This is a genomic window from Azotobacter chroococcum, assembly GCF_004339665.1.
GTDB lineage: Bacteria > Pseudomonadota > Gammaproteobacteria > Pseudomonadales > Pseudomonadaceae > Azotobacter > Azotobacter chroococcum.
Window position 1 is genome coordinate 65452 of the sequence record NZ_SMMU01000006.1, and the last position, 25835, is coordinate 91286.

At 63.3% G+C, this 25835-nt stretch carries 25 protein-coding genes and 1 other RNA gene; 14 read left to right on the forward strand and 12 right to left on the reverse strand.

All coding sequences use genetic code 11. The features are described 5' to 3' along the window. Positions 1–3 precede the first annotated feature (3 nt). The 14 genes from EV691_RS07515 (at position 4) to recR (ending at position 13937) form a co-directional block, all read left to right on the forward strand. Positions 4–1515: a type II and III secretion system protein family protein gene (locus EV691_RS07515; protein ID WP_131301879.1), complete on the forward strand. Its 1512-nt coding sequence runs from the start codon at positions 4–6 to the stop codon at positions 1513–1515. A 133-nt stretch (positions 1516–1648) separates the two neighbouring features. Beyond that, positions 1649–1945 carry a hypothetical protein gene (locus tag EV691_RS07520; RefSeq protein WP_131301876.1) on the forward strand — a complete coding sequence of 99 codons (297 nt, stop codon included), beginning with the start codon at positions 1649–1651 and terminating at the stop codon, positions 1943–1945. Between the two features lie 2 nt (positions 1946–1947). Further along, the gene (locus EV691_RS07525) at positions 1948–3342 is read left to right on the forward strand and encodes a TadE/TadG family type IV pilus assembly protein (RefSeq protein ID WP_131301873.1); all 1395 of its coding nucleotides are present in this window, start codon (positions 1948–1950) and stop codon (positions 3340–3342) included. Positions 3343–3407: 65 nt separating this feature from the next. Beyond that, on the forward strand, positions 3408–3878 hold the full coding sequence (locus EV691_RS07530; protein WP_131301870.1) for a TadE/TadG family type IV pilus assembly protein: 471 nt from the start codon (positions 3408–3410) through the stop codon (positions 3876–3878). Beyond that, entirely contained in the window at positions 3878–4387 is a 510-nt protein-coding gene (locus tag EV691_RS07535) for a TadE/TadG family type IV pilus assembly protein (RefSeq protein ID WP_131301867.1), read from the forward strand. The genes EV691_RS07530 and EV691_RS07535 overlap by 1 nt, the downstream gene beginning before the upstream one ends. 16 nt (positions 4388–4403) lie before the next feature. After that, entirely contained in the window at positions 4404–5615 is a 1212-nt protein-coding gene (locus EV691_RS07540; RefSeq protein ID WP_131301865.1) for an AAA family ATPase, read from the forward strand. Further along, positions 5608–7047 (forward strand): TadA family conjugal transfer-associated ATPase, encoded by a 1440-nt coding sequence (locus EV691_RS07545; RefSeq protein ID WP_131301862.1) that lies wholly within the window; start codon positions 5608–5610, stop codon positions 7045–7047. Before EV691_RS07540 ends, EV691_RS07545 begins: the two co-directional genes overlap by 8 nt. Further along, positions 7044–8027 (forward strand): type II secretion system F family protein, encoded by a 984-nt coding sequence (locus EV691_RS07550; protein ID WP_131301859.1) that lies wholly within the window; start codon positions 7044–7046, stop codon positions 8025–8027. The genes EV691_RS07545 and EV691_RS07550 overlap by 4 nt, the downstream gene beginning before the upstream one ends. Before the next feature lie 13 nt (positions 8028–8040). Next, positions 8041–9009, forward strand: a complete 969-nt coding sequence (locus EV691_RS07555) for a type II secretion system F family protein (RefSeq protein ID WP_131301856.1) — start codon at positions 8041–8043, stop codon at positions 9007–9009. Position 9010: 1 nt separating this feature from the next. After that, complete coding sequence (locus tag EV691_RS07560; protein WP_131301853.1) at positions 9011–10036, forward strand: tetratricopeptide repeat protein; 1026 nt, start codon at positions 9011–9013, stop codon at positions 10034–10036. 205 nt (positions 10037–10241) lie between these two features. Beyond that, an RNA gene (gene ffs / locus EV691_RS07565) (signal recognition particle sRNA small type) lies at positions 10242–10338 on the forward strand. A 468-nt stretch (positions 10339–10806) separates the two neighbouring features. Continuing rightward, positions 10807–12888 (forward strand): DNA polymerase III subunit gamma/tau, encoded by a 2082-nt coding sequence (gene dnaX / locus EV691_RS07570; RefSeq protein ID WP_131301850.1) that lies wholly within the window; start codon positions 10807–10809, stop codon positions 12886–12888. A gap of 10 nt (positions 12889–12898) precedes the next feature. Then, a complete protein-coding gene (locus EV691_RS07575; protein ID WP_089167762.1) occupies positions 12899–13225 on the forward strand; it encodes a YbaB/EbfC family nucleoid-associated protein in 327 nt (108 codons plus the stop codon). Between the two features lie 112 nt (positions 13226–13337). Further along, positions 13338–13937: a recombination mediator RecR gene (recR, locus tag EV691_RS07580; protein ID WP_131301847.1), complete on the forward strand. Its 600-nt coding sequence runs from the start codon at positions 13338–13340 to the stop codon at positions 13935–13937. 100 nt (positions 13938–14037) lie between these two features. On the opposite strand, the gene EV691_RS07585 is transcribed toward recR, so the two are convergent. The 12 genes from EV691_RS07585 to ccoG all read right to left on the reverse strand — a co-directional run bounded on the left by EV691_RS07585 (position 14038) and on the right by ccoG (position 25776). Then, positions 14038–14346 (reverse strand): cyd operon YbgE family protein, encoded by a 309-nt coding sequence (locus tag EV691_RS07585; protein ID WP_131301844.1) that lies wholly within the window; start codon positions 14344–14346, stop codon positions 14038–14040. After that, positions 14321–14437 carry a cytochrome bd-I oxidase subunit CydX gene (gene cydX, locus EV691_RS07590; protein WP_039804847.1) on the reverse strand — a complete coding sequence of 39 codons (117 nt, stop codon included), beginning with the start codon at positions 14435–14437 and terminating at the stop codon, positions 14321–14323. The genes EV691_RS07585 and cydX overlap by 26 nt, the downstream gene beginning before the upstream one ends. 74 nt (positions 14438–14511) lie before the next feature. Beyond that, positions 14512–15651, reverse strand: coding sequence for a cytochrome d ubiquinol oxidase subunit II (gene cydB / locus EV691_RS07595; RefSeq protein ID WP_131301841.1), 1140 nt, complete (start codon positions 15649–15651; stop codon positions 14512–14514). A 10-nt stretch (positions 15652–15661) separates the two neighbouring features. Beyond that, positions 15662–17275 carry a cytochrome ubiquinol oxidase subunit I gene (locus EV691_RS07600; RefSeq protein WP_131301838.1) on the reverse strand — a complete coding sequence of 538 codons (1614 nt, stop codon included), beginning with the start codon at positions 17273–17275 and terminating at the stop codon, positions 15662–15664. Beyond that, complete coding sequence (gene cydP / locus EV691_RS24180) at positions 17275–17487, reverse strand: cytochrome oxidase putative small subunit CydP (RefSeq protein WP_131255289.1); 213 nt, start codon at positions 17485–17487, stop codon at positions 17275–17277. Before cydP ends, EV691_RS07600 begins: the two co-directional genes overlap by 1 nt. Positions 17488–18036: 549 nt before the next feature. Beyond that, the gene (gene fnr, locus EV691_RS07610) at positions 18037–18771 is read right to left on the reverse strand and encodes a fumarate/nitrate reduction transcriptional regulator Fnr (protein WP_089167767.1); all 735 of its coding nucleotides are present in this window, start codon (positions 18769–18771) and stop codon (positions 18037–18039) included. Positions 18772–18917: 146 nt separating this feature from the next. Continuing rightward, complete coding sequence (gene hemN, locus EV691_RS07615; protein ID WP_131301836.1) at positions 18918–20294, reverse strand: oxygen-independent coproporphyrinogen III oxidase; 1377 nt, start codon at positions 20292–20294, stop codon at positions 18918–18920. A gap of 73 nt (positions 20295–20367) precedes the next feature. Then, on the reverse strand, positions 20368–21129 hold the full coding sequence (locus EV691_RS07620) for a sulfite exporter TauE/SafE family protein (protein ID WP_131301833.1): 762 nt from the start codon (positions 21127–21129) through the stop codon (positions 20368–20370). Then, positions 21122–21343 (reverse strand): cbb3-type cytochrome oxidase assembly protein CcoS, encoded by a 222-nt coding sequence (gene ccoS, locus EV691_RS07625; protein WP_039804832.1) that lies wholly within the window; start codon positions 21341–21343, stop codon positions 21122–21124. The genes EV691_RS07620 and ccoS overlap by 8 nt, the downstream gene beginning before the upstream one ends. A gap of 25 nt (positions 21344–21368) precedes the next feature. Then, the gene (locus tag EV691_RS07630; RefSeq protein WP_131301830.1) at positions 21369–23771 is read right to left on the reverse strand and encodes a heavy metal translocating P-type ATPase; all 2403 of its coding nucleotides are present in this window, start codon (positions 23769–23771) and stop codon (positions 21369–21371) included. A 76-nt stretch (positions 23772–23847) separates the two neighbouring features. After that, positions 23848–24351 (reverse strand): FixH family protein, encoded by a 504-nt coding sequence (locus EV691_RS07635; RefSeq protein WP_131301827.1) that lies wholly within the window; start codon positions 24349–24351, stop codon positions 23848–23850. A 12-nt stretch (positions 24352–24363) separates the two neighbouring features. Continuing rightward, entirely contained in the window at positions 24364–25776 is a 1413-nt protein-coding gene (ccoG, locus tag EV691_RS07640; RefSeq protein WP_131301824.1) for a cytochrome c oxidase accessory protein CcoG, read from the reverse strand. Positions 25777–25835: the final 59 nt, after the last annotated feature.

The window sequence follows — 25835 nt, forward strand, 5'->3', positions numbered from 1 at the left end:
TACATGGATAGCATCCGCAGACTGTGCTCGGGCCTGCTGTCGGCCCTGGGCGCTGGCTTACTGCTGGTTTCCGCCGATCTGGCTGCCGAGCCGCCCGCCGTCACCGCCATGCCGGCGGCGAATGTCGGCAGCATCCAGGTGCCGATCTACAAGTCGCGGGTGCTGACCACACGCGCCCCGGTGAAGAAGATTTCCGTTGGCAATCCGGAGATCGCCGACATCCTGGTCACCAGTCCGAACCAGTTGTATCTGCTCGGCCGTTCCCTGGGCAGCACCAACGTGCTGCTCTGGGACGGCCGTGATCAGTTGATCGATACCCTGGATCTCGAAGTGGTGCACGATCTCGGCGGCCTGAAGGCCAAGCTGCACGAGCTGATGCCCAACGAGCAGATCTCCGTGTTCAGTTCCCAGGGCGGCCTGGTGCTGCGCGGCCAGGTCAGCAGCGCCGCGGCCATGGACACCGCGGTGAAGCTGGCCAAGACCTACGCCGCCCAGGCGCAAAGCATCATCCAGGGCGAGGGGGAGGCCGCCAAGACCAGTCCTACCAAGAATCTGGATGTCATCAACCTGCTCACCATCGGCGGCAGCCAGCAGGTGATGTTGGAGGTCAAGGTCGCGGAAGTGCAGCGCAGCCTGATGAAGAGCATCGACATGCGCTTCAACGCCCTTGACTTCGGCTCCTCCAGCCGCTGGAAGACCGGCGCCTACAACGGCGGCTCCAGCCTGGGCTTCGACGAGGACGGCCTGGTCAACCCGACCAGCCTGTTCGGCGACGGTCGGGGCATCTTCGGCCAGTTCCTGTCCGAAAACTTCCTCTTCAACGTGACCCTGGAGGCGGCCAAGGACAACGGTTCGGCCAAGGTGCTGGCCGAGCCCACCCTGACCACCCTGAGCGGGCAGCAGGCGGAGTTCATTTCCGGCGGCGAATTCCCGGTGCCGGTCACCGAGGACGAGGGCATCACCATCGAGTACAAGGAGTACGGCGTCGGGGTGAAATTCGTGCCGGTGGTGATGGACTCGGGGCGCATCAATCTCAACCTGAACGTCATGGTGAGCGAACTCACCAACACCAATGCGGTAGTCATGGACACGGGGGTGAATGGCTCTTCCAGCGCCTCGCGCGTAAGCCAGACGATCCCTTCGCTGACCAAGCGCAGCTCGCAGACCACGGTGGAGCTGGGCAACGGCCAGACCATCGCCATCGCCGGCCTGATCAGCGAGAGCACCCGCGATTACGTCAGCCGTTTCCCCGGGCTCGGCGACATTCCTGTGCTCGGCCACCTGTTCCGCAGCCAGCAGTTCATCAACGGCGAAACCGAACTGGTGATCCTGGTAACCCCGCATCTGGCCAAACCGGTGGACGCCCGCACGGTCAGCCTGCCCACCGACCGCTTCGTCGAACCCAGCGACCAGGAGTTCTACCTGCTCGGCAAGACCAAGGGCAGCGGGCTCGGCCGCCAGGTTCCGGTCAGCCTGGGCGTAACTGAAGGCCGCTTCGGCCACGATCTCGACTGACGCCCTTGCTCTCTCCCTTTCGAGAGAGATGAGCAGGGAGGGGTTGCAGCACTCCCTCTCCCCTTGGGGAGGAGGCCGGAGCGAGGGGGAGAGTCCTTCGCTCCAGCCCAGAACACCACAGGAGACAAACCACATGAAAGCCATGCTTCCCCTTTCCCTCCTGCTGCTGGCCACGGCCGGCTGCATGCACTTCGAGGAAGGCCGGGTCGGCCCGCTGGGCACCAGCGTCTACGAGACCCACTACCAGCAGATCGCCGACAAGCGCCAGGCCGCCAACCCGGGCACCGAAGTTTCCCCGACCGGCATCGACGGCCCGCTCACCGAGACCGTGCTGGACGGCTTCCGCGGGGTGACCGGCAACGCCAAGCAGGTTTCTCAGCCCATTCAGATCAATGTGGAAAGCGGAAGCGGCGGCAGCGGAGGAAACTGATCATGAAGCAGCGCCGTCAGCACTCTTTCAAGGCTTTGCCCCGGAATCAACAAGGGGCGGTACTTATTCTCGTTGTGGTCGCCATGACCGCAATTCTGATGATGGCCGCCCTGGCTCTGGATGGCGGGCACATGCTGATGAACAAGGCGCGCCTGCAGAATGCGGTGGATGCGGCGGCGTTGAGTGGGGCGAAGACATTGAGTCGCCTGGAGGGTGACAAAAGCGATGACTGTTTCGAGGCCGAAAAGGCAGCGCTGGCGACCTTCACGCTCAATGCAAGAGCGCCTGGCAACGAAGAGCTGCTCAAGGCTATGGGCACGGGGAATGATGCGGCCGCCGCTTTTGTCATGGTTAAGTTCGCCCCCAGCGTTTATGGTGACGACGATCATTCCTTTTATGGGTTTTCATCCTGTAATGAGGAAACACCAGCACGCTATGTGCAGGTGTCGGTACCCAGTTATGGCCTGGCCGAGTTTTTTTGGGGGGTCTTTGGCGATGATTTGGGTGACAAGACCGTTGCCGCCGTCGCGACCGCCGGCCCCAGCCCTACCGCAGCCCCCTGTGATCTGGCGCCGATCGTGGTCTGTGGTGTCGATACTCCTGGTACCTACTTTGGTTATGAGTTCGGTGATCTGGAGGTACTGAAAACTGCTGCAAATGATGAAAGCTTGGCCAATGGTAATTATCAGTTGCTCGATTTCGGCTCCGGTGCCAGTACGGTGGGCGACCTGATGGCCGGGGGGGGGCATACCTGTCCTCTGGTGGGAGAAAATGTCACGACCAAGCCTGGTAATACCGTAGGGCAGGCCATTTCCGGTTTGAATACCAGGTTTGGAGATTATACGGGCGATTTCAAAAAGAGCGCAGATGATTATCCACCGGATTATGTCATCACCTATTCGAAAGAGGGGGGGGGGGCCGCGCTGGAGCTGAGCGATACGGGCGTTATCAAGTATGCGGGTACTGACTTTTCGGTGCAGTCGGACGCAGACGGAAATATCTATTATTCGCCGGATGGCTCCACGAAGATCGACTTGTTGGATTATCATGATTGGAAAAATGCTTCCGATACCTGTGTGGCCAATAATGGAGTTGGCTGTACTGCAGATGGTGCATTCGAGCGTCGTGTTCTCAAGGTGGTCGTCGGTAACTGTGCTGGTTTGAAAGGTGGGGCCACCCAGATCCCGGTTCTTGGATTTGGCTGTTTCTTCTTGGTCCAGCCTGGGATTCACGCAGGCGGTGATGCTCAGATATATGGGCAATTCATCAAGGAGTGTGAGGGGGATGGTGTGGCCGGGCCAACTCCGGCAACGGATGTCGGTCCGCAAATTATTCAGTTGTACAAGACCTATATCAAGCGCCCCGATGGCTCATGGGAGGCTAGTACTGACTCTTAGTTTCAGGAAGGGTAAGTTGTGTTTTGCCTATGGCTCAAGAGGCTTCAACGAGGGGCAGCTACAATATGAGGCGACGTGAATTAAAACTGGCTAGAGCCCAGCGCGGAGTGGCTATAGTGGAGTTTGCCATCGCCTTGCCATTGCTTCTGCTTTTGCTTCTGGCTGTCGCCGAGTTTGGGCGGATGCTCTACCACTACAACAGCCTGATGCAGGCCAGTCGCGATGCGAGCCGCTATGTCGCCGGGCAGGCGTGGAATAGTACTCTGGGGGAGATTGAGCTTGCCGATGCGCTGATGACGCAGACCCGAAACATCGCGGTATATGGTTTGCCTGTTGTCTCCAGTACGCCAGCCGTGCCGGATCTGACGACCGATCAGGTTAGCGTTGCAGTTGAGCCTGGTACTTCCGATCATATCAGAGTCAGTATCAGCTATGACTTCCAGCCAGTGATCGGTGATAGCATTCCAGCTTTCATAGGGAAGGAAATTTCGCTGCGGGTTACTCTGGTCGCTACCACTGTGATGAGGGTGCTGTGATGAGGCGGAAGGGTATGCAGGGAGTTTATGTGGTGGAGTTTGCCATCGTCGGCCTGTTGCTGTTCGTGTTGTTGTTCGGCGTGCTGGAAATGGGGCGGCTGTATTTCACGGTCAATACCATGGACGAAGTGGTTCGGCGCGGGGCAAGACTGGCAGCAGTCTGCAATATTCAGGATGTGCGGATTTTGCGCCGGGCGATCTTCAATGAGGCGGAGGCTACCAGTAGTAGTTCGCTGATCAGCGGTCTGGAAACTTCCGATCTGCAACTGGAGTACTTCGACAAGGATGGCAATCCAGTGACCGCTCCAAGTGATCTCACTAGTGCCACGGGCTTTCGCGCCATTCGTTTCGTCCGTCTGCGAGTGGTGAAATTCCCCTTCAATCTGCTTATTCCGATACCAGGATTCGACGGAGCCATCACCCTGCCGACATTCCAGTCGACCCTGCCCCGTGAAAGCCTTGGCCGCCATGCAGAAAGTGGTGTGACGCCGGAGATAACCCCATGCTGAAGTCCAGGAAACCATCATGACCAGCCTTTCCAGAAAGCAGGCCCTGAGCCTCCTGATCAGCAGCCGCGATGCCGAGTCCCTGCAGCACCTGCAGGCGCTCTGCCAGGACCTACCCGAGTTGCAGGTGACCACCCGCCTGGTGAGCAACGGACACACCGACCCACTATATGGACTGGAACGGATGCCCGATCTGCTGCTGCTGCGGGTCAGCCACCTGTGGCGCGAGGAACTGGCGGCCTTGTTGCAGCGTCCGGCCCACGAGCGTCCGCCGCTGCTGGTCTGCGGTCCGCTGGAGGAGCGCGAGGGGATGCGCCTGGCGATGCAGGCGGGCGCCCGCGATTTCCTGCCGGAGCCGGTCGAGCCGGGAGACCTGTTGCAGGCCCTGCAGCGCATGATCGACGAGGCGCGTCCGGTCGGCTCCATGGGGGCCGGTCGGTTGGTGGCGGTGATCAACGCCAAGGGCGGCTCGGGTGCCACCATGCTCGCCTGCAACCTGGCCCAGCAGCTCAGCACCAGGGCCGGCAGCGTCCTGCTGCTGGACCTGGACCTGCAGTTCGGCAGCGTCGCCCATTACCTCGACGTGCTGGTGCAGCACAGCCATGTCGAGGTCCTGAAACAGGTCCAGGAGCTTGACAGCGTGGCCCTGCGCGGTTTCTGCACCCATTACAGTCCCAGCCTGCATGTGCTCGGCGGGCGTGCCGACGAGCTGTTCCTGCCCCAGGATGTCCAGGTCGAACAGCTGGAGGCCCTGCTCAGGCTGGCGCGCGAGAGCTACGACTGGGTGGTGGTCGACCTGCCGCGGCAGATCGATCATCTCTCCGGCACCGTGCTGGAGCAGGCCGACCAGGTTTACGTGCTGCTCCAGCAGAGCCTCAGCCATCTCAAGGACGGCAGCCGGCTGGTTCGCATCCTGCGCGACGAGCTGGGCGTGCAGGGCAATCGCCTGCAGGTGGTGGTCAACCGCTACGACAAGAATGCGCCCATCACCCCGCGGGATATCGAGGAGGCGCTGCGTTGCAGCGCGCCGCTGAAGCTGCCCAACGATTTCGCCGTGGTCAACGAAAGCCAGAATGCCGGCGTGCCGCTGGAGACCCACGCACCGCGTGCGCCCATCACCGCGGCGGTGCGCGAGCTGAGCCTGGAGCTGCTCGGGCATCGGGACGATGGCGAAAAGGGCCTGCTCAAGCGGGCTTTCGGGCGTTTCTTCAAGGGGGTGAGCCATGCTTAGCGATTTTCGCAACCGCCTGCGCCAGACCGCAGGCAAGCCGGCCGCCGCGGCCAGGGCGCCGGAGCCCGAAGCCGCCGCGCCCGGCGAGGAGAAGCTGGCCTGGGAGGAGAGCGCTCCGGATGAAGTCTACGAGACCAGGACCCAGCTCAATCCGGTGGAGACCGAATGGCGTGAGCGGATCTACCAGCAGTTGCTCAAGGTCATGGACCTGTCGTTGCTGGACTCCCTCGACGCGGCCGAGGCGGCACGGCAGATCCGCGACATCTGCCAGCACCTGCTGGACGACCATTCGGCGCCGGTGACCAGTTCCAGCCGCCAACTGATCATCAAGCAGATCACCGACGAGGTGCTCGGCCTCGGTCCGCTGGAGCCGCTGCTGGCCGACCGCAGCGTGTCGGATATCCTGGTCAACGGCCATGCCTCGGTGTATGTCGAGCGTTTCGGCAAGCTGCAGCGGACTGACGTGCGCTTTCGCGACGACCAGCATCTGCTGAACATCATCGACCGCATCGTCTCCAGTCTCGGCCGGCGCATCGACGAGTCCTCGCCGCTGGTGGACGCGCGTCTTAAGGATGGTTCGCGGGTCAACGCGATCATCCCGCCGCTGGCCATCGACGGTCCCAGCGTGTCGATCCGCCGCTTCAGCGTGGACCTGCTCAACAGCGACAGCCTGGTGCGGATGGGCGCCCTGACCCCGGCCATCGCGCTGGTGCTCAAGGCCATCGTCCGCGGTCGCCTCAACGTGCTGGTGTCCGGCGGCACCGGCACCGGCAAGACCACCATGCTCAACGTGCTGTCCAGCTTCATTCCGCACAACGAGCGCATCGTCACCATCGAGGACTCTGCCGAGCTGCAGCTGCAGCAGCCCCATGTGGTGCGCCTGGAAACCCGTCCGCCGAACATCGAGGGCCGCGGCGAGGTGAACCAGCGCGAGCTGGTGCGCAACAGCCTGCGGATGCGCCCCGACCGCATCGTCATCGGCGAGGTGCGCGGCGCCGAGGCGCTGGACATGCTGACGGCGATGAACACCGGCCACGACGGCTCGCTGACCACCATCCATGCCAACACCCCGCGAGACGCCCTGGGGCGGGTCGAGAACATGGTGTCGATGACCGGCGCGACCTTCCCGATCAAGGCCCTGCGCCAGCAGATCGCCTCCGCCATCGACGTGGTGGTCCAGCTGGAGCGCCAGGAGGACGGCAAGCGAAAGGTGGTCAGCGTGCAGGAGATCAACGGCATGGAGGGCGAGATCATCACCATGACTGAGATCTTCACCTTCGAGCGGCGCGGCATCGGCGAGAACGGCGAGGTGCTCGGCGACTTCCGGCCGACCGGCATGGTGCCGGCGTTCCGCGACGCGCTGGCCAAGCGCGGCATCGAGCTGCCGCTGAGCCTGTTCCGTCCCGACTGGATGGAGGCTGCGCAGCCATGAGCGAGATCCCCTCCGAATATATCCTGGCCTTCCTCGGCATGGTCTTCGCTGCCGTGTTCCTGCTCAGCCAGGGGCTGGTGGTGCCGGTGTTTGGCGAGGCGGGCAAGGTGCGCAAGCGCATCCGCAGCCGGCTCGACATGCTTGAACAGGCCAGCGGCCTGCCGAACATGCAGACCGTGCTGCGCCAGAAGTACCTCAAGCGCCTCTCGCCGCTGGAGGCTGCCCTCGAACAGTGGCCTTTCATGGAGTCCCTGGCGCAGACGATCGAGCAGGCCGGGCACGAGTATCGCGCCTACCGCGTGCTGCTGCTCGGCGTCGCACTGGCTGTGGGGGCGGCTTTGTTGCTGTGGATGCTCACCCAGTTGTGGTGGGCGGCGCTGATCGGGCTGCTGGCGTTTTTCCTGCCGTTGCTGAAGATCTCCGGCGACCGCGCCAAGCGTTTTGCCGCTTTCGAGGAGGGATTGCCGGATGCCCTGGATGCGATGTGCCGGGCACTGCGCGCCGGCCATCCGTTCAATGAGACCCTGCGCCTGGTTGCCGAGGAGCACAAGGGGGCGGTGGCCCAGGAGTTCGGCCAGACCTTCGCCGACATCAACTACGGCAACGACGTGCGCCGGGCCATGCTCGGCCTGCTGGAGCGGGTGCCAAGCATGACGGTGATGATGCTGGTGACCACCATCCTCATCCACCGCGAGACCGGTGGCAACCTGACCGAGGTGCTGGAGCGCCTGAGCCGGCTGATCCGCGGACGTTTCCGCTTCCAGCGCAAGGTCAAGACCCTGTCCGCCGAGGGACGCATGTCGGCCTGGATTCTGGTGGCGATTCCCTTCGTGTTGTCCATCTTAATCCTGGTCACTTCACCAGAATATCTGCCCATGCTGATCAATGACCCCTTCGGACAGAAGCTGATCATGGCGGCCTTCGTCGCCATGCTGCTGGGCATCTTCTGGATCCGCAAAATCATCCGCATCCAGGTGTGAAAGAGGAGGGGATATGGATTACCTGCTCAGTTTGATCAACGGTGCGGTGGGCGACGAAGAACTGGCGCGTCTGCTGTTCGTCGGCGCCATCGGTCTCAGCGCCGTGCTCGCCGCAGCCACCCTGATCCTGCTGCTGAACGGCCTGCGCGACCCCGTGCAGCGGCGTCTGGTGCAGCTCAAGCGCGGCCAGGCGGGGCTCGCTCCCGGACAGCGACCGCCCGGCGCCCTGCAACTGATGCTGGAACGGGTCGGTCAGCGCTTCGATACCACCGAGGAAGCCAAGACTTCGGCGACCCGCACGCTGCTGATGCATGCCGGCTATCGCTCGCCGTCGGCCCTGCAGGTGTACTGGGCGGTGCGCCTGCTGCTGCCCCTGCTGCTGGTCGGTCTGGCCTTCCTGGTGTTGCCGCTGATTCCCAAGCTGTCCCTGGAAAAAAGCATCCTGCTGCTGTCGCTGGCGGGCGGCATCGGCTGGCTGGTTCCGGCCATCTATGTCGACAAGCGCAAGGAAGCGCGGATGAAAACGCTGCGCGCGGCCTTTCCCGATGCGCTGGACCTGATGGTGGTCTGCGTCGAGTCGGGCCTGGCCCTGCCGCAGGCCATCGAGCGGGTCGCCGACGAGATGGCGGTCAGCCAGGCGGAGCTGGCCGAGGAGCTGGCCCTGGTGAACGCCGAGATCCGCGCCGGCATTCCCAGCACCGAGGCGCTCAAGCATCTGGCCGACCGTACCGGGCTGGATGACGTGCAGGGGTTGGTCAGCCTGCTGGCGCAAAGTATCCGTTTCGGTACCAGCGTGGCCGATACGCTGCGCATCTATGCCGACGAGTTCCGCGACCGGCGCACCCAGGCGGCCGAAGAGCAGGCGGCGAAGATCGGCACCAAGCTGGTCTTCCCGCTGATTTTCTGTCTTTGGCCGAGCTTCTTCCTGGTGGCCATCGGTCCGGTGATCGTTGGAATACTCAGAACCTTCGGGAAACTTTGATATGCGAAAGGTCAGTCTGCTGTTGGCCATGACGGCCGTGATGTCGGGATGTCAGACCATGGAGCCGGACAAGAACGGGATCAGCCGCTCCAGCCTTTACGATGGCAATCGCTCGGTGCTCTACCAGGCGCGCAAGGCCGACACCTCGGCCGAGCAGGCCATGCTCGTCGCCGCCTCGGCCTATCGCGCTGGCGATCTGGACCGGGCGCTGTTCCAGTATCTGCGTGCCGCCGACCTTGACCCCAAGCTGCATGAGGCGCTGCTCTGGGTCGGGCGCATCCACCGCGAGCGCGGCAACGACGAACTGGCCGAACTGGCCTTCGCCGACGTGCTGGAAAAGGACCCGAACCATGTCGATGCCCTGACCGAGCTGGGGCTGCTGCACCTCTCCAGGCGCAACCAGGAAAAGGCCCAGGCCAGCCTGCAACTGGCCTTGCGCCTGGACCAGCAGCGCCTCGGCACCTCGGCGCAGGCCGCGCCGGAGGAATTGAAGGTGGACGGTCGTTCGCCGTTGAAGCTGTACAACGGCCTCGGCGTGCTCGCCGATCTGCGCAACGATTTCGCTCTGGCGGAGAGCTACTATCGCCTGGCCCTGCAGATCGAGCCGCGCTCGGCGCTGGTGCAGAACAGCCAAGGGTATTCCTATTACCTGGCCGGACACTGGGAGGAAGCCGAGCGGGCCTACCGGCGCGGCATAAGCTATGACGACGGTTATAAGCCGCTGTGGCGCAACTACGGGTTGCTGCTGTCGCGCATGGGGCGCTATGAGGAAGCGATATCCGCGTTCGAGCATGTCGAGAAAAGAGCCGAGGCGAGCAACGATGTGGGCTATATCTGCATGATCGAAGGTCGCTTCGAGCTGGCCGAGCAATTCTTCCGCACCGCCATCGAGCAGTCGCCGGCTCATTACGATGCCGCCTGGCAGAACCTCGACCGCCTGCAGCAGTTGCGCCGGATGCGCGACTTCGGCATCGGCCAGGCCGGGAACGGCGGAGAGTTCATGCCGGGCGGCTCGCTGATGCAATGATCGCGGGGCTGGGCCTGGCGGCCCGCCCCGATAGCCGCGTGGGACGTAGGAGCCAGCTTGCTGGCGATCATGTCCTTCGGGCCGCTCTTTCGTTGGCGGCAAGTGACTGTCGACAAAGGTTTTCTTCACACGTGCAGTTGTAAGTTGCGGGCAAGCCGGTACAATGGCGCGGCCCGCCAACTGGCGGGTGTCGTTATGGTGGTCCTGCCGGTCCCCCCGCAACGAGCAGCCGTGAACCCGGTCAGGCCCGGAAGGGAGCAGCCGTAGCGGTGACCTTGTGTGCCGGGGTGTGGCTGGTGGGATCACCTCCAGTTTTCAAATTCTTGTCTCTCAGGGATTTGTCCGCTCCAAAATCCAGCGCCAGCCATTATTTCTCTAATGGCCCTTGTATATGCCTTGCCATATCACGCCGGCCATGGATACCAGCAATATGATCGACCAGAACATCCATTGAATCCCCATGGCGTGTACCTCCAGAGCGGCAGCGCTGGCTAATCCCAAGCAAGTATCCTTCCAGTACCTTCCCTGTCTCGGGCTGTCCGCTCTGCGACGCTGGCTTCGCTGCAGGTCTGCGCCTGATGCGATGATCCTTTTAAGCGTGAGTGTTTCACTTTTGAAACACTGATGTTCCGAAATGGTTTGGTGTGCTCCATATTTGCAACGCATGGTCGGCCGGCAGCGTTCCCTGCATGTGCCCGCAGGGCGGATGCAATTTGCATCCTGCTCCGCTAGCATTGCCGCTCTCCGCTTTTTCTGCTGCGATGGTGTCGATGAGTTATCAGGTTCTTGCACGTAAATGGCGTCCTCGCTCGTTTCGCGAAATGGTCGGCCAGGCCCATGTGCTCAAGGCGCTGATCAACGCTCTTGACAGTCAGCGGTTGCACCATGCCTATCTGTTCACCGGCACCCGCGGGGTGGGAAAGACCACCATCGCGCGGATCATCGCCAAGTGTCTGAACTGTGAAACCGGCATCAGCTCGACGCCCTGCGGGCAGTGTTCGGTCTGTCGGGAAATCGACGAGGGGCGTTTCGTCGATCTTATCGAGGTCGATGCCGCCAGCCGCACCAAGGTGGAGGACACCCGCGAACTGCTCGACAACGTGCAGTACGCGCCGACCCGCGGGCGCTTCAAGGTCTACCTGATCGACGAAGTGCACATGCTCTCCAGCCACTCCTTCAACGCCTTGCTGAAGACCCTCGAGGAGCCGCCGCCCCACGTCAAGTTTCTGCTGGCGACCACCGATCCGCAGAAACTGCCGGTGACCATCCTGTCGCGCTGCCTGCAGTTCGCCCTGAAGAGCATGCCGCCGGAGCGGGTGGTCGAACATCTGACCCATGTGCTCGGCGTGGAGGGCATTCCATTCGAAGCGGATGCCCTCTGGCTGCTCGGTCGCGCCGCCGACGGCTCGATGCGCGATGCCATGAGCCTGACCGACCAGGCCATCGCTTTCGGCGAGGGGCGGGTGTTCGCCGCCGATGTGCGTGCCATGCTCGGCACGCTCGATCACGGCCAGGTCTATGGCGTGTTGCAGGCCCTGTTGGAAGGTGATGCCCGGGCCATGCTCGAGGCCGTGCGCCAGCTGGCCGAGCAGGGTCCGGACTGGAGCGGCGTGCTGGCGGAGATGCTCAACGTGCTGCACCGGGTGGCCATCGCCCAGGCGCTGCCGGAGGCGGTGGACAATGGCCAGGGCGACCGCGAGCGGGTGCTGGCGCTCGCGCAGGCGCTGCCGGCCGAGGACGTGCAGTTCTATTACCAGATGGGCCTGATCGGCCGCCGCGACCTGCCGCTGGCTCCCGATCCGCGCGGCGGTTTCGAGATGGTGCTGCTGCGCATGCTGGCGTTTCGCCCTGCGGGTGTCGGCGGGGCGCCGGGTACGCCGCTAAAGGACCCCGGAATCTGCACGGCCACGGCTGATTCCTCATCCGCTTCCGTGGCACATGGTAGCCGCCCGCTGGCGCCTGCCGCCTCCGTCGCTGAGCTGGGCGAGAGTCAGGCCATGGCTCCGTCGCCGCCGCTTGCCGAATCGCCCGCGCCCGCGCCCGTGCCGTCGCAGGAGTCACCCTGCCTGCCTGCCGGGGCGTCCGATCTGCCTTGGGAGGAGCCCCCGCAGGCGGCGGGCACTCCCATTTCGGAGTCTGCCGCGCTGCTGGTGGGCGGTATTGCCACGGCTCCGCTGGCGGACGAGGACGGGAAGGAGAGTCTTCCCGAAAGCGCTGCATCGGAGCGCCTGCGCCCGCCGCTTCGGTCTTTCTCGGAGCAGGAGGTGGCGGCGGCTCCGGTCGCTGATCGCTCGCCGGAAAGGGCCTCCGCGCCGGAGCCCCCCCTGGCGGACGATGACTATTATGAGGTAGATGCCGATGAGGTGGATGTCGAGGCCTATGCCTACCTTGATGCCTTTCCCGTCGAGGAGCCGGCGCCGCCGAAGTCCCAACCCGAGGCCGAGCCTGCGGCGGCACCGGCCACCGGCCTTGCCGCCGAGTGGCTCGAACTCTTCCAGTGTTTGGGGCTGGCCGGCATGACCGCCAACATTGCCGCCAACTGTACCCTTGCGAAGGTCGAGGGTGACCATTGGCTGCTGCATCTGGACCCGGCGCAGGCAGCACTGTTCAACAGCACCCAGCAGCGGCGCCTGAACGAGGCTCTGAACCAGCACCATGGCCGTATGCTCAAGCTGGATATCGAATTGCGCAAGCCGGAGCAGGAGACTCCAGCCCAGGCGGCGGCGCGGCGGCGGGCCGAGCGCCAGCGCCAGGCCGAGGCGTCCATTCAGGACGATCCGCTGGTCCGGCAGATGATTCAACAGTTCGCCGCGGTGATCCGCGACGGCACCATCGAACCCCTGAATACCTGAGGTGATTCCCATGATGAAAGGTGGCATGGCCGGCCTGATGAAGCAGGCCCAGCTGATGCAGGAAAAGATGCAGAAGATGCAGGAAGAGTTGGCCAACGCCGAGGTGACCGGTCAGTCCGGTGCCGGCCTGGTGAGCGTGGTGATGACCGGTCGCCATGATGTCCGGCGCGTCACTCTGGACGAGAGCCTGATGCAGGAGGACAAGGAGGTTCTCGAGGACCTGATCGCGGCCGCCGTCAACGATGCGGTGCGCAAGATCGAGCAGAACAATCAGGAAAAGATGGCCGGGATGACCGCCGGCATGGGCCTGCCGCCCGGATTCAAGATGCCGTTCTGAGTACTCCTCCGGTTTTCCCTCATTCGGTCCTCTCCCTCCTGGGGAGAGGACCGGCTGGTCGCCTTTCCTGCAGGCGATCCGTCCTGTTGTCCTGTCCCCGGTTCCTTCGCCCATGAGCTTCAGTCCGCTGATCCGCCAACTCATCGACGCCCTGCGCATCCTTCCCGGTGTGGGGCAGAAAACCGCCCAGCGCATGGCGCTGCATCTGCTCGAGCGTGATCGCAGCGGCGGTTTGCGTCTGGCCCAGACGCTGACCCAGGCGCTCGAGCGCGTCGGTCACTGTCGGCAGTGCCGGACGCTGAGCGAGGACGAGCTCTGTCCGCAATGCGCCGATCCGCGTCGTGACGATGCCCTGCTGTGTGTGGTGCAGGGTCCGGTGGACGTGTTCGCCATCGAGCAGACCGGCTATCGCGGCCGTTATTTCGTGCTCAAGGGGCATCTGTCTCCCCTGGATGGTCTCGGCCCGGAGGCCATCGGCATTCCCGAGCTGTTGATGCGGATCGAGCAGGGAACCTTCGAAGAAGTGATCATCGCCACCAATCCGACGGTGGAGGGCGAGGCCACTGCCCACTATATCGCCCAGATGCTGGCGCCCAGGGGCGTCACGGTTTCCCGTATCGCTCATGGCGTGCCGCTGGGCGGCGAGCTGGAACTGGTGGACGGTGGCACCCTGAGTCACGCTCTGGCCGGACGCAAGCCGATCAGCCTGTGAGGCTGCCGAGCGGTGATCGATCGCTCTGGAGGGGGTAGGCGGGCCGGGAGGAGTAAGGGGTGAAAAGCAGAAAGCCCCTTGCGGGGCCTTCTGGGGGGAGTCAACCCAACTGTACCGTGTACAGAATCGCGTAACCCAATCCCATCAGCACCCAGCCACCCACCGGGTGGAACAGGATGCGCCAGACCAGGCCGCGCGGGTCGAAGCCGACGCCGTGAATGAAGCCGCTGGAGATTCCCAGCATCACCAGCATCAGCAGGCTGTGGCTGTAGCCGGCCTCGGGATCCACGATCAACGATGGATGAATCAGAAATACCAGCGTGATCGGCGTGGCCAGCAGCAGCGACAGGATGCGGAACGGGCGTCGCTGCAGAAGCTGCTTTTCACTCGCCACCCGCCGGACCCTCATCCATTTGCATGGTGGTTTCCAGCCACAGGGCGTTGATGACTCCGAAGCCGCAGGCCAGCAGGATGCCGAGAATCCAACTGAAGTACCACATGTTGCCTCCTAGGCCCGCCAGGGACGGGCGATCTCAATGGGGGATGGCGCGGACAGGGTCCGCGCCGGTTTCGGTCAGTACAGGCCGTGAGGGTTGGCCTCGATGGTCTGGTCGTTCAGCTTGCCCCACATGCGCCAGTAGCACCACAGGGTGTAGCCCAGGATGATCGGCACGAAGATGATCGCGGCGATCAGCATGATCCCCAGAGTTTTCTGGCTGGACACGGCATCCCACACGGTCAGGCTGGAGAGCGGGTCGATGGCCGACGGCATCACGAACGGGAACAGGGCGAAGCCTGCGGTGAGGATGGCGCCGACGATCGCCAGGCTGGTGCCCAGGAAGGCCATGCCGTTGCGCTTGGTCTGCGCGCCCATCAGAGCCAGCGCGCCGCCAATCAGGCCCAGCAGCGGAGCGAACTGGGTGAGGGGGTAGCGCACATAGTTGGCCTGCCAGCCGCTGTTGTCCAGGGTGACCTGCTTGACCAGCGGATTCAGTGCGGCGTTGGGATCGAAGTTGTCGACCAGGTTCATGCCGTCGACGCCCAGCAGCAGCCAGATACCGCAGAGGAAGAAGCCGCCCAGGAACACCATGGCGCACAGGCGGGTAGCCTTGCAGGAGCGCTCGTACAGTTCGCCTTCGGTACGCAGCATCAGCCAGGAACCGCCATGGGCGCTGAGCATGCTCAGGCTCACGACGCCGGCCAGCAGCGCGAAGGGGTGCAGCAGGCTGAAGAAGGAGCCTTCGAAGTGGGAGCGCATCGTCTCGTCAAAGCGGAACGGCAGGCCGAGGAACAGGTTGCCGAACGCTACCCCGAACAGCAGGGCCGGCAGGGCGCCGCCAGCGAACAGTGCCCAGTCCCAGATGTCGCGCCACTTCTTGTTCTCCAGCTTGCTGCGGTAGTCGAAACCCACAGGGCGGCAGAACAGACCGAAGAGCACCAGCAGCAGGGCCCAGTACATGCCGGAGAAGGCCGTGGCGTAAACCAGCGGCCAGGCGGCGAACAGCGCGCCACCGGCGGTGATGAACCACACCTGGTTGCCGTCCCAGTGGGGGGCAATGGTGTTGATCGCGACGCGGCGCTCGTTGTCGGTCTTGGCGACGAAGGGCATGATCGCCATGGCCCCCATGTCGAAGCCGTCGGTGAGGGCAAAGCCGATCAGCAGCACACCGATCAAGCCCCACCAGATCAATTTCAGTGTTTCGTAATCAAACATGGCGTTTTCCTTAGGCGCTGACTGGTTGTTGGGGTTCCGTCTGGCTCGGGCTGGCATGCTTGTCAGCCGACTGCTCGAGCTGTTCGAAGTGATAGCGACCGGTGTGCAGGCTGGACGGGCCGAGGCGGGCGAAGCGGATCATCAGATACATCTCGACTACCAGCAGCAGGGTGTAGAACGCGATCAGAGCCAGCAGCGAGCCCCAGAGGTCAGCAGTAGTCAGGCTGGAAGCGGAGAGGTGGGTGGGCAGGACGCCACCAATGGTCCAGGGCTGACGGCCATGCTCGGCCACGAACCAGCCGGTCTGGGTGGCGATCCAGGGCAGCGGCAGGCTGTACAGGGCGAACTTGAGCAGCCAGGGCTTGGACTCCTCGTTCTTGCGAGCCGAGGCCCAGAAGGCGCAGGCAAACAGGACGAGCATCACGATGCCCGAACCCACCATGGCGCGGAAGCTCCAGAACATGCTGGGCACGCTGGGAATGGTGTCCTTAGCAGCTTGCTTGATCTGCTCCTCGGAAGCGTCGACCACGTTGGTGGTGTACTTCTTCAGCAGCAGGCCGTAGCCGAGATCATCCTTGACTTCGTTGAAGGCAGCGATCTTTTCCGGGCTCTTGTCGCCAGCACGAATCTCTTCCAGCAGGCCGTAGGCGACCATGCCATTGCGAATGCGGGCTTCGCCTTCGATGATCAGGTCCTTGATGCCGATGACCTGTTCATCCAGCGAGCGGGTGGCGATGATGCCCAGGGCAAAGGGGATTCGGACTGCAAAGTCGGTGCGCTGCTCTTCCTCGTTCGGGAAACCGAACAGGGTAAAGCTGGCCGGCGCCGGGTGGGTTTCCCATTCGGCCTCGATGGCAGCAAGCTTGGTCTTCTGTACCTCACCGACTTCGTAGCCAGATTCGTCACCGAGCACGAGAACCGAGAGGATGGATGCCATGCCGAAAGCCGAAGCGATGGCGAAGGAGCGGCGTGCAAAGCCGAGGTCACGCTTTTTCAGCAGGTAGTAGCTGGAGATGGCCAGAACGAACACGGCGCCGGTCACATAGCCGGAGGCGACGGTGTGAACGAACTTGACCTGGGCAACCGGGTTGAGGAGCAGAGCACCGAAGTCCACCAGCTCCATCCGCATGGTTTCGAAGTTGAACTCCGCACCGACCGGGTACTGCATCCAGCCGTTGGCGACCAGAATCCACAGGGCGGACAGGTTGGAGCCGAGCGCCACCAGCCAGGTCACTGCCAGGTGCTGCACCTTGGACAGGCGATCCCAGCCGAAGAAGAACAGGCCGATGAAGGTGGACTCCAGGAAGAAGGCCATCAGACCCTCGATGGCCAGCGGCGCACCGAAGATGTCACCCACATAGTGGGAGTAGTAGGCCCAGTTGGTGCCGAACTGGAATTCCATGGTCAAGCCGGTGGTGACGCCGAGGGCAAAGTTGATACCGAACAACTTGCCCCAGAACTTCACCATGTCCTTGTAGACCTGCTTGCCGGTCATTACATAGACCGACTCCATGATGGCGAGCAGGAAGGTCATCCCTAGGGTCAATGGTACGAATAGGAAGTGATACAGCGCCGTCATGGCGAACTGCAGACGCGATAGGTCTACGACGGATTCCGAGATCATCAGGGACTCTCCTCGGTCGGGGATTGATCTTGCACTGCCACACTGCCAAACAGTCGCTCGCTGACTTTCTCGGTACCGTTTTCAGGCACTGTCGGTTCCGTGAACCAGAGTGCCTTGATACCGATTATCACGCCCAGCTTGATCGCTAGGATGACAACGAGCTCCCGAACCAGAGGAATACGCCAAGGCGAAGATTTGGATGGTTGAGACATGTGGGCAGCTCCAAAAGGCTGGATGGACAACGGTCGACGGGGGTCGGCACGTTGATCCAGGTCAAATAAATCAAGATTCACTGCCGCTCGGTAGTGACCAATTGACGCAGGTCAATGAAACCTGCCCGTTTTTGCTGGTTGGAGGGGCCTTTAGGAGGGGGGCTGATGGGCTGATCATGCCTCATAAGTATATGATAATTAAGAAAAATGTCTTGTATTGACTTTTTTGCACTAGCGTGCATTTAGTCTTTGGTAGGGAGTGTCATAAAGGCGAAATAATGGCCTTTGTAGGCCGCACATGCGCAGGCTGACCGGTGCGCAGAGAGCGTTCTGGAGAGCGGGGAAGGTGAGGTCGGGAAATGCTTCGGCTGTCAGGCTTATAGCCCTATCGTGCCGTTTGGGTAGGATGGCCGCGCCCTTGGGGGCAAGAAAGGCAAAGACGGCGATGTGTGCTGGGAGGGCGCTTTGCGGAGAGGTTGCAGCCCCTGCATGCGTGTCGTGATTGCAGGGGGCTGAAGCGGGGCGCCGCCAGGCGGCGCCGGTGAGGAGTCAGGCTTCCATGTTCCCGCCCGCCAGGGAGCAGAGCTCGATGGGGTTGAGGATGGTCACTTCCTTGCCCTCGGCGGCAATCAGTTCGTTCTGCTGGAAGCGGCTGAATACCCGTGACACGGTCTCGACGGCCAAGCCCAGATAGTTGCCGATCTCGTTGCGCGACATCGCCAGGCGGAAGTGGTTGGCGGAGAAGCCGCGTGCCCGAAAGCGCGAGGACAGATTGATCAAGAAGGTGGCGATGCGCTCGTCCGCAGTTTTCTTCGACAGCAGCAGCATCATCTGCTGGTCGTCGCGGATTTCCCGGCTCATGACCCGCATCAGCTGGCGACGCAGTTGGGGCAGTTGCAGGGCAAGTTCGTCCAGGCGCTCGAAGGGAATCTCGCAGACCGAGGTTGTTTCCAGCGCCTGTGCGGAAACCGGGCAGCTGTCGCTGTCCATGCCGGAAAGACCGACGAGCTCGCTGGGCAGGTGGAAGCCGGTGATCTGCTCCTCGCCGTTGTCGCTGACGCTGAAGGTTTTGAGCGAGCCCGAACGCACGGCGAACACCGAGCCGAAGGCGTCGCCCTGGCGAAAGAGGAATTCGCCCTTCTTGATCGGCTTGCCACGCTTGACGATCTCGTTGAGGGCGTCGATGTCCTCGAAGTTGAGCGAGATCGGTAGGCACAAGGCCGCCAGACTGCACTCCTGACAGCGGATATGATGCACGGGGCGTACCTTGGATTTATCCGACATGGGCAACTTTCTCTTACTTATGAGGCGCTCTGCCAAGGGATAATACCCCAGGCTTCAGTCAACTGACAAAAAGTCTTAACCCGAAGAAAACCTCATCTTCGAAACGCCGCATCGGGAGTGCAAGGCCTCTCCCGATGCGGAGCGATTCAGATGATACGGGAGAAGCGCTGGCGATTGTGTTCGACCAGATAATAGTCGAAAAGCATACAGATCGAGCGAACCAGCAGGCGCCCGGCGGGCAGGACTTCGATGCCTTGCGGGGGCAGGGCGATCAGTCCGTCGCGGGTCATGCTCTGCAACTGGGGCCAGACGTCGGCGAAGTATTCCCGGAAGACAATGCCGAACTGCTGTTCCAGGCTGGCGAAGTCCAACTGGAAGTCGCAGATGAGCTTCTGGATCGCCGCACGGCGAATCCGGTCGTCGGCGTTGCATTGCAGGCCGCGGGCGGTCGGCAACTGGTCGTTGTCGAGGCGGCTTTGGTAGGCGTCGATATCGCTCTCGTTCTGACTGTAGAGGTCGCCGATCTGGCTGATGGACGAGACCCCCAAGCCGATCAGGTCGCAATGGCCATGCGTGGTGTAGCCCTGGAAGTTGCGTTGCAGCCTGCCATCTTCCTGGGCGATGGATAGCTCGTCGTCCGGAAGGGCGAAATGATCCATGCCGATGTACTGGTAGCCGGCGGCGGTCAGCTGTTCGATGCTGTTGTGCAGCATGGCCAGCTTGTCGGCGGGCGCAGGCAGGTCGGCGGCACTGATTCGCCGCTGCGGCTTGAAGCGCTCCGGCAGGTGGGCGTAGTTGAACACGGACAGTCGGTCGGGCTGCAGGGCGATGATCTCCTCGACGGTGCGGGCGAAGCTTTCCGGCGTCTGCTTGGGCAGACCGTAGATGAGATCGACGTTGATCGAGCGAAAGCCCAAGGTCCGTGCGGCTTCGACGATGGCGCTGGTTTCCTCCAGGCTTTGCAGGCGGTTCACCGCGCGCTGGACTTCGGGGTCGAGGTCCTGCACGCCGAGGCTGATGCGGTTGAAACCCAGCTCACGGAGCAGTCCCATGGTCGACCAGTCCGCTTCGCGAGGATCGATCTCGATGCTGAAGTCGCCCTTTTCGGCGAAGCTGAAACGCTGGCGCAGAAACTCCATCAAGCGCCGCAGTTCGCCGTGGCTGAGGAAGGTCGGTGTGCCGCCGCCCAGATGCAACTGCTCGACCTGCTGTTGCGGGGACAGGTGGCGGCTGATGATGTCGATTTCCTTTTCCAGGCGCTCGAGATAGGGCAGGGCGCGGCCGCGATCCTTGGTGATGACTTTGTTGCAGGCGCAGTAGTAGCAGACGTGGGCGCAGAACGGGACGTGTACGTAGATCGACAGTGGGCGTTTGGCCTGGCGGCTTTCGCGCAGGGCGTTGAGCAGCTTGAAGGAGCCCACGCCAGGCTGGAATTGCACTGCCGTGGGGTATGAGGTGTAGCGCGGACCCGCCTGATCGTAGCGACGAATCAGGTTGGTATCCCATTTGATCGGAGCAGGCATAGGAGTATTCCGGTATGGGCAGGCTGTGGAGGGAAGTCTAAAAGAACGCTGCCGGAAAGCATCTTGATTTGTATCAAACGGGCTGGACAGTTGCCGTTAGCGGGCCGGAAGGCTGCGCTGGCGCCGGTATCCGGCTGGTTGCGCCATGGCCGTGGTGACCTGTCAGCCATGTCTGGTGAGGCCCGGGAAGGCTCCAGAAACCGAACAGGATCACCAGCAGGCCACCAGCGATGCGCACGTGCCGCTGGCGAAGCCAGGCGGTCAGGCGCTCGGCGGCCAATCCGGTGGCAAGCAGCACCGGCAAGGTGCCGAGACCGAAGGCGAGCATCAGCAGGGCGCTGTCCAGGGCGCTGCCCTGGCTCGCAGCCCAGAGCAGGGTGCTGTAGACCAGCCCGCAGGGCAGCCAGCCCCAGACTGCGCCGAGCAGCAGGGCGCGGGGCAGGCTGTCGACCGGCAGCAGGCGGGAGGCGGCCGGCTGGAGGCGCCGCCAGAGGCCCTGGCCGAGGGCCTCGAGGCGGATCAGTCCGCTCCACCAGCCGGTCAGGTACAGGCCCATGGCGATCAGCAGCAGGGCCGCGACGATGCGTAGTGCGATGGCTGCCGGACTGTTGGCCACAGCCCAGCCACCCAGGCCGATCAGCAGGCCGGCAGTGGCATAGCTGAGGATTCGTCCGAGGTTGTAGGCGAGCAGCAGCCATAGGCGACGGGTTCGTTGCTCGGGCGGGATCGCCAGCGTCAGGGCGCCCATCAGGCCGCCGCACATGCCCAGGCAATGCCCGCCACTGAGCAGGCCCAGGATCGTGGCCGAAACGAGCAGCGGAATCAATTCAGGCACGCGGAGGCTCCTCGTCCTGTCTGGCCGGCTTGTCCGGATGCTCCGCCTCGGCCAGTCCGGCCTTGTGCGCGGGGTCTTCGTCGTCGAAAAGGATGTTGTGCGCCGGGCTGTCGAGATCGTCGTACTGGCCGTTGTCGATGGCCCAGAAAAGCAGCCAGATGGCCAGGGCGACCACTATTATGGCGACCGGAATCATTACATAGAGCGCAGCCATGTCGTGCTCCTGTTGTGCTGGCGGCTCAGGAGCCGCGGGTCAGCCGCAAGGCATTCAGGACCACCAGGAGGGAGCTCAGCGACATTCCAATCGCGGCCCAGAGCGGGGTGACCCAGCCGAGTGCGGCGAAGGGCAGAATCAGGCCATTGTACAGGCCGGCCCAGGCCAGGTTCTCGATGATGATGTGGCGGGTGCGGCGGGCGAGGGCGAAGGCCTGTACCAGCGTTTCCAGCCGGTTGGACAGCAGGACGGCATCGGCGCTGGTCTTCGCCAGGTCGGTGGCCGAGCCCATGGCTACGCTGATGTCCGCGCCGGCCAGCACCGGAACGTCGTTCACCCCGTCGCCGAGCATCAGGACGCGGTGCCCCTCGGCGTGCAGCTGCCTGAGCACGCCGAGCTTGGCGTCCGGGGTCAGGCCGCCACGGGCATCGTCGATACCCAGTTGCCTGGCAACTTCGGCGACCATCGGCGAGCTGTCGCCCGAGAGCAGCAGGGTTCGCCAGCCGCGTGCGCGACAGGCATCGAGCAGGGCGGGGGCGTCTTCGCGCAGGCGGTCGTCGAGCACCAGCCAGGCCAGAGGTCCCTGCCGGTCACCCAGCAGCAGCCACTGGCCCTGCTCGCCGGGAAACGGCGGCGCCGGCTGGCCGTTGAGCGCAGCGACGAAGGCGGGCTGGCCGATACGCAGGAGCCGGTCCTGGACGACGCCCTCCAGGCCTTGCCCGGGAATGCCGTCGACCCGTTCGGCGGCCTGGGGGGCGCGGCCGAAGGCGCGGGCGATCGGATGTTCGGAGCGGTTCTCCAGGGCGGCGGCCAGTGCCAGGCAGGCATCGCCGTCCAGTTCGCGCAGCGGGTGTACCGCGCTCAGGGCCAGACGCCCCTCGGTGAGGGTGCCGGTCTTGTCGAAGATCACCGTGTCGATGCCGTTCAATCCTTCCAGCACATGCCCGCGGGTCAGCAGCAGGCCGAACCTGTGCAGGCTGCCGGTGGCTGCGGTCAAGGCGGTGGGAGTAGCCAGCGACAGGGCGCAGGGGCAGGTGGCGACGAGCAGGGCGAGCACGACCCAGAAGGCCTGGTCCGGGTCGTTCTGCCACCAGATCAGGCCGACCAGTGCGGCCACGCCCAGCACGGCGAGCAGGAACCACTGCGCCACCCGGTCGGCCAACTCGGCGAGCCGGGGCTTGTCGGCCTGGGCGCGCTCGAGCAGGCGCACGATAGCCGAGAGGCGGGTGTCATCGCCCAGGGCCTGGACCTCGATGGTCAGCGGGCCTTCCACGTTCAGTGTCCCGGCGGTCACTGCATCGCCCGGGGCGCGGGGTTGCGGCAGGTATTCGCCGGTCAGCAGCGACTCGTCGACGCTGGACTGCCCCGCGACGATGCGGCCGTCGGCCGGCAGCAGGTTGCCCGGCGGCACCAGCACGCGGTCGCCCGGGCTGAGTTCCCTGAGCAGGATGCGTTCGCCATGCCCTTGGTCGTCGAGACGCAGGCAGGAGGGAGGCAGCAGGTTGACCAACTGGGCAGTGGCCGCGGCGGTGCGTTCGCGGGCACGACGCTCGAGGAAGCGTCCGGCGAGGAGGAACAGGGCGAACATGCCGGCGGCATCGAAATAGAGTTCGCCCTGGCCGGTCAGTGTCGACCAGATGCCGGCCGCATAGGCGCCGCCGATCGCCAGGCTGACCGAGACGTCCATGGTCAGGTGACGTGTGTGCAGGTCGCGCCACGCACCCCTGAAGAAGTCGACGCTGCTGTAGAAGACGATCGGCGTGGTGAGGATCAGGCTGACCCAGCGGAGGATCTTGTCCATCCCCGCCGAGAGGTCGAGGTTGAATTCCGGCCAGGTAGCCATGGTGGCCATCATCACCTGGAACCACAGCAGGCCGGCGACGCCCAGTTGTCTCAGCGCGCGGCGATTCTCCCGGGCCAGTTGCTCGGCGGCTTGGTCCGGCTGGTAGGGATGGGCGGCATAGCCGATCCGGCGCAGCGCTTCGAGCAGGCGGCTCAGTGGCACCTGGCTGGCATTCCAGTGCACGTACAGGCGGTGGTTGGACAGATTGAGGCTGGCCTCGGCAACGCCGTTCAGGCCGCGAAGGTGTTTCTCGATCAGCCAGCCGCATGCGGCGCAGCTGACGCCCTCGATCAGCAGGCAGGTAGTGCTCAGCTCTCCCTCGTGCTGGACGAAGGGCTGCTGTACATCGGCGCGGTCATAGAGCGCCAACTCCTCGCTCAGTGCCTGGGGCAGGGCTTCCGGGTTGGCGGCATTCTCGCTGCGGTGTTTGTAGTAGCTTTCCAGGCCGCCGGCGACGATCGCTTCGGCCACTGCTTGGCAGCCTGGGCAGCACATTGCGCGGGGTTCGCCCAGGACATGGGCCTGAAAGCGGCTGCCGGCGGGGACCGGCAGGCCACAGTGGTAGCAGGGGGTGAGGCTGGCCATGGGAGATGCCGAAATGCAGGGTGAGTGGTTGGCGTCTGGACGAGGCGACGGCAGAGACTGCCGCCGCCCCTTTGGTTTAGTTGCCCAGCTCGAGGGCGACGCCGGGTTCGAGGCTTTCCTCCTCGAACAGGCGCCAGTCCTTGCCACCTTCCTGGCCAAGGATCTCGACGAATCGGCGTCCCTGCACCGCATCCTGCATCTGTCCCCGATAGAGGTCATCGGTCTGCGGTTGCAGCACGATGCGGCGGTCCTTTTCCACCTGGGTCGGCGAGATCAGGTTGAGCACCAGTTGCTGGGGGCGGCTGTCGCCGCTCAGCTGGATCTCGGCGATGCCGTCTTCCTCATGAAACACCAGCCGGGCCTGCATGCCCAGACGACGAGCGAGGTGCTCCCGCTCCAGCGAGGTGTTGATGCCCTTGCCGGCATCGTAGTAGTTGTCCACTACCAGGCTGTCCGCCTCGCGGATGGAAATCACCAGCAGGCTGGTGCCCAGCACCACCGAGCTGAGGAGGATCGCGATGACGAACCAGGCCCAGAACTGCTTGTACCAGCGACTGCTTTCACTGTTGGTTGGGTGCATGCATTACCTTGGCTAGCGGACGCTGGGGCCGATGAAGCGGCTTTCAGAGTCTTGTTGAATGCTCGGGTCGTCGGCGGACTGTATCCTGAAAACGATGTCGTTGGTGCTCGAGGGCAGTTTCTCCGGATCGATGGACAGCTCCACCGGGACCGACAGGATTTCCCCGGCAGCGGCCCGCACCTCGCGCTGACCCTCATAGATCAGGCCGTCCAGGCCCTTGGCTTCGATCATGAAGGTTAGGTCGCGCTGGGCCTTGTTCATGACCTTCAGGATATAGACGTTCTCGATGCGGCCATTGTCATTTTCGCGATAGAGCACCCGGTCCTTCAATACGTCAAGTTCGACCAGGGAGCGGTTGGACACGGCGTATCCGAACAGGCTTGTCATGGCGATCAGTGCAATGGCATAGCCGATCAGGCGCGGGCGCAGCAGATGGGTCTTCTCGCCGGACAGCGTGTGTTCGGTGGTATAGCTGATCAGGCCCTTCGGATAGTTCATCTTTTCCATGATGGTGTCACAGGCATCGATGCAGGCGGCACAGCCGATGCATTCGAACTGCAGACCATCGCGGATATCGATGCCGGTGGGGCAGACCTGGACGCACATGGTGCAGTCGATGCAGTCGCCCAGGCCCTGCGCCTTGTAGTCGATGCCCTTCTTGCGCGGGCCGCGCTTTTCGCCGCGGTTCGGATCGTAGGAGACGATCAGCGTGTCCTTGTCGAACATCACGCTCTGGAAGCGGGCATAGGGGCACATGTAGATGCACACCTGTTCCCGGAGGAAACCGGCGTTGCCATAGGTGGCCAGGGTGAAGAAGGCGATCCAGAACAGGGCCCAGCCTCCGACCTCGAAGGTCAGCAGATCGGGCACCAACTGACGAATGGGGGTGAAATAGCCGACGAAGGTGATGGCGGTGAGCAGGGCGACACCCAGCCAGATGCCATGCTTGGCCATCCTGCGGAGGAGTTTCTGGCCGCTCATCGGGGCCTTGTCCAGTTTCATGCGCTGGTTGCGGTCGCCTTCGGTGACCTTTTCCGCCCACATGTAGACCCACGTGAAGACGCTCTGCGGACAGGTGTAGCCGCACCAGACACGCCCGGCGAAGACGGTGACGAAGAACAGGCCGAAGGCGCAGATGATCAGCAGCCAGGACAAGAGCATGAAGTCCTGCGGCCAGAAGGTCGCGCCGAAGATGTAGAACTTGCGCTCCGGCAGGTCCCACCAGACGGCCTGGCGGCCATCCCAGTTCAACCAGGCGGTGCCGAAAAAGAGAATGAAAAGTACCAGGCCACCGACGCGCCGCAGGTTGCGGTACAGGCCGGTAAAGGCGCGTGTGTAGATTTTTTCACGTTGGACATAGAGGTCGACGTTGTCGCTGTCTTTGTCCGCGGGGGTGACGTCTTGGACGGGAATTTGCTCGCTCATCAATGCTTACCACGGCGTTGGAGGGTGACTCGGCCGATATGGAATCGGCCGTAGTCAGT

Coding starts and splice junctions, on each gene's coding strand:
- cydB (WP_131301841.1), bottom strand. CDS start 15,651: ATGTTTGATTACGAAACACTGAAATTGATCTGGTGGGGCTTGATCGGT.
- EV691_RS07530 (WP_131301870.1), top strand. CDS start 3,408: ATGAGGCGACGTGAATTAAAACTGGCTAGAGCCCAGCGCGGAGTGGCT.
- EV691_RS07630 (WP_131301830.1), bottom strand. CDS start 23,771: ATGGCCAGCCTCACCCCCTGCTACCACTGTGGCCTGCCGGTCCCCGCC.
- EV691_RS07585 (WP_131301844.1), bottom strand. CDS start 14,346: ATGAGGGTCCGGCGGGTGGCGAGTGAAAAGCAGCTTCTGCAGCGACGC.
- EV691_RS07525 (WP_131301873.1), top strand. CDS start 1,948: ATGAAGCAGCGCCGTCAGCACTCTTTCAAGGCTTTGCCCCGGAATCAA.
- EV691_RS07560 (WP_131301853.1), top strand. CDS start 9,011: ATGCGAAAGGTCAGTCTGCTGTTGGCCATGACGGCCGTGATGTCGGGA.
- EV691_RS07540 (WP_131301865.1), top strand. CDS start 4,404: ATGACCAGCCTTTCCAGAAAGCAGGCCCTGAGCCTCCTGATCAGCAGC.
- recR (WP_131301847.1), top strand. CDS start 13,338: ATGAGCTTCAGTCCGCTGATCCGCCAACTCATCGACGCCCTGCGCATC.
- EV691_RS07555 (WP_131301856.1), top strand. CDS start 8,041: ATGGATTACCTGCTCAGTTTGATCAACGGTGCGGTGGGCGACGAAGAA.
- EV691_RS07515 (WP_131301879.1), top strand. CDS start 4: ATGGATAGCATCCGCAGACTGTGCTCGGGCCTGCTGTCGGCCCTGGGC.
- EV691_RS07520 (WP_131301876.1), top strand. CDS start 1,649: ATGAAAGCCATGCTTCCCCTTTCCCTCCTGCTGCTGGCCACGGCCGGC.
- dnaX (WP_131301850.1), top strand. CDS start 10,807: ATGAGTTATCAGGTTCTTGCACGTAAATGGCGTCCTCGCTCGTTTCGC.
- EV691_RS07535 (WP_131301867.1), top strand. CDS start 3,878: ATGAGGCGGAAGGGTATGCAGGGAGTTTATGTGGTGGAGTTTGCCATC.
- EV691_RS07550 (WP_131301859.1), top strand. CDS start 7,044: ATGAGCGAGATCCCCTCCGAATATATCCTGGCCTTCCTCGGCATGGTC.
- EV691_RS07545 (WP_131301862.1), top strand. CDS start 5,608: ATGCTTAGCGATTTTCGCAACCGCCTGCGCCAGACCGCAGGCAAGCCG.
- hemN (WP_131301836.1), bottom strand. CDS start 20,294: ATGCCTGCTCCGATCAAATGGGATACCAACCTGATTCGTCGCTACGAT.
- cydX (WP_039804847.1), bottom strand. CDS start 14,437: ATGTGGTACTTCAGTTGGATTCTCGGCATCCTGCTGGCCTGCGGCTTC.
- fnr (WP_089167767.1), bottom strand. CDS start 18,771: ATGTCGGATAAATCCAAGGTACGCCCCGTGCATCATATCCGCTGTCAG.
- ccoG (WP_131301824.1), bottom strand. CDS start 25,776: ATGAGCGAGCAAATTCCCGTCCAAGACGTCACCCCCGCGGACAAAGAC.
- EV691_RS07635 (WP_131301827.1), bottom strand. CDS start 24,351: ATGCACCCAACCAACAGTGAAAGCAGTCGCTGGTACAAGCAGTTCTGG.
- ccoS (WP_039804832.1), bottom strand. CDS start 21,343: ATGGCTGCGCTCTATGTAATGATTCCGGTCGCCATAATAGTGGTCGCC.
- cydP (WP_131255289.1), bottom strand. CDS start 17,487: ATGTCTCAACCATCCAAATCTTCGCCTTGGCGTATTCCTCTGGTTCGG.
- EV691_RS07600 (WP_131301838.1), bottom strand. CDS start 17,275: ATGATCTCGGAATCCGTCGTAGACCTATCGCGTCTGCAGTTCGCCATG.
- EV691_RS07575 (WP_089167762.1), top strand. CDS start 12,899: ATGATGAAAGGTGGCATGGCCGGCCTGATGAAGCAGGCCCAGCTGATG.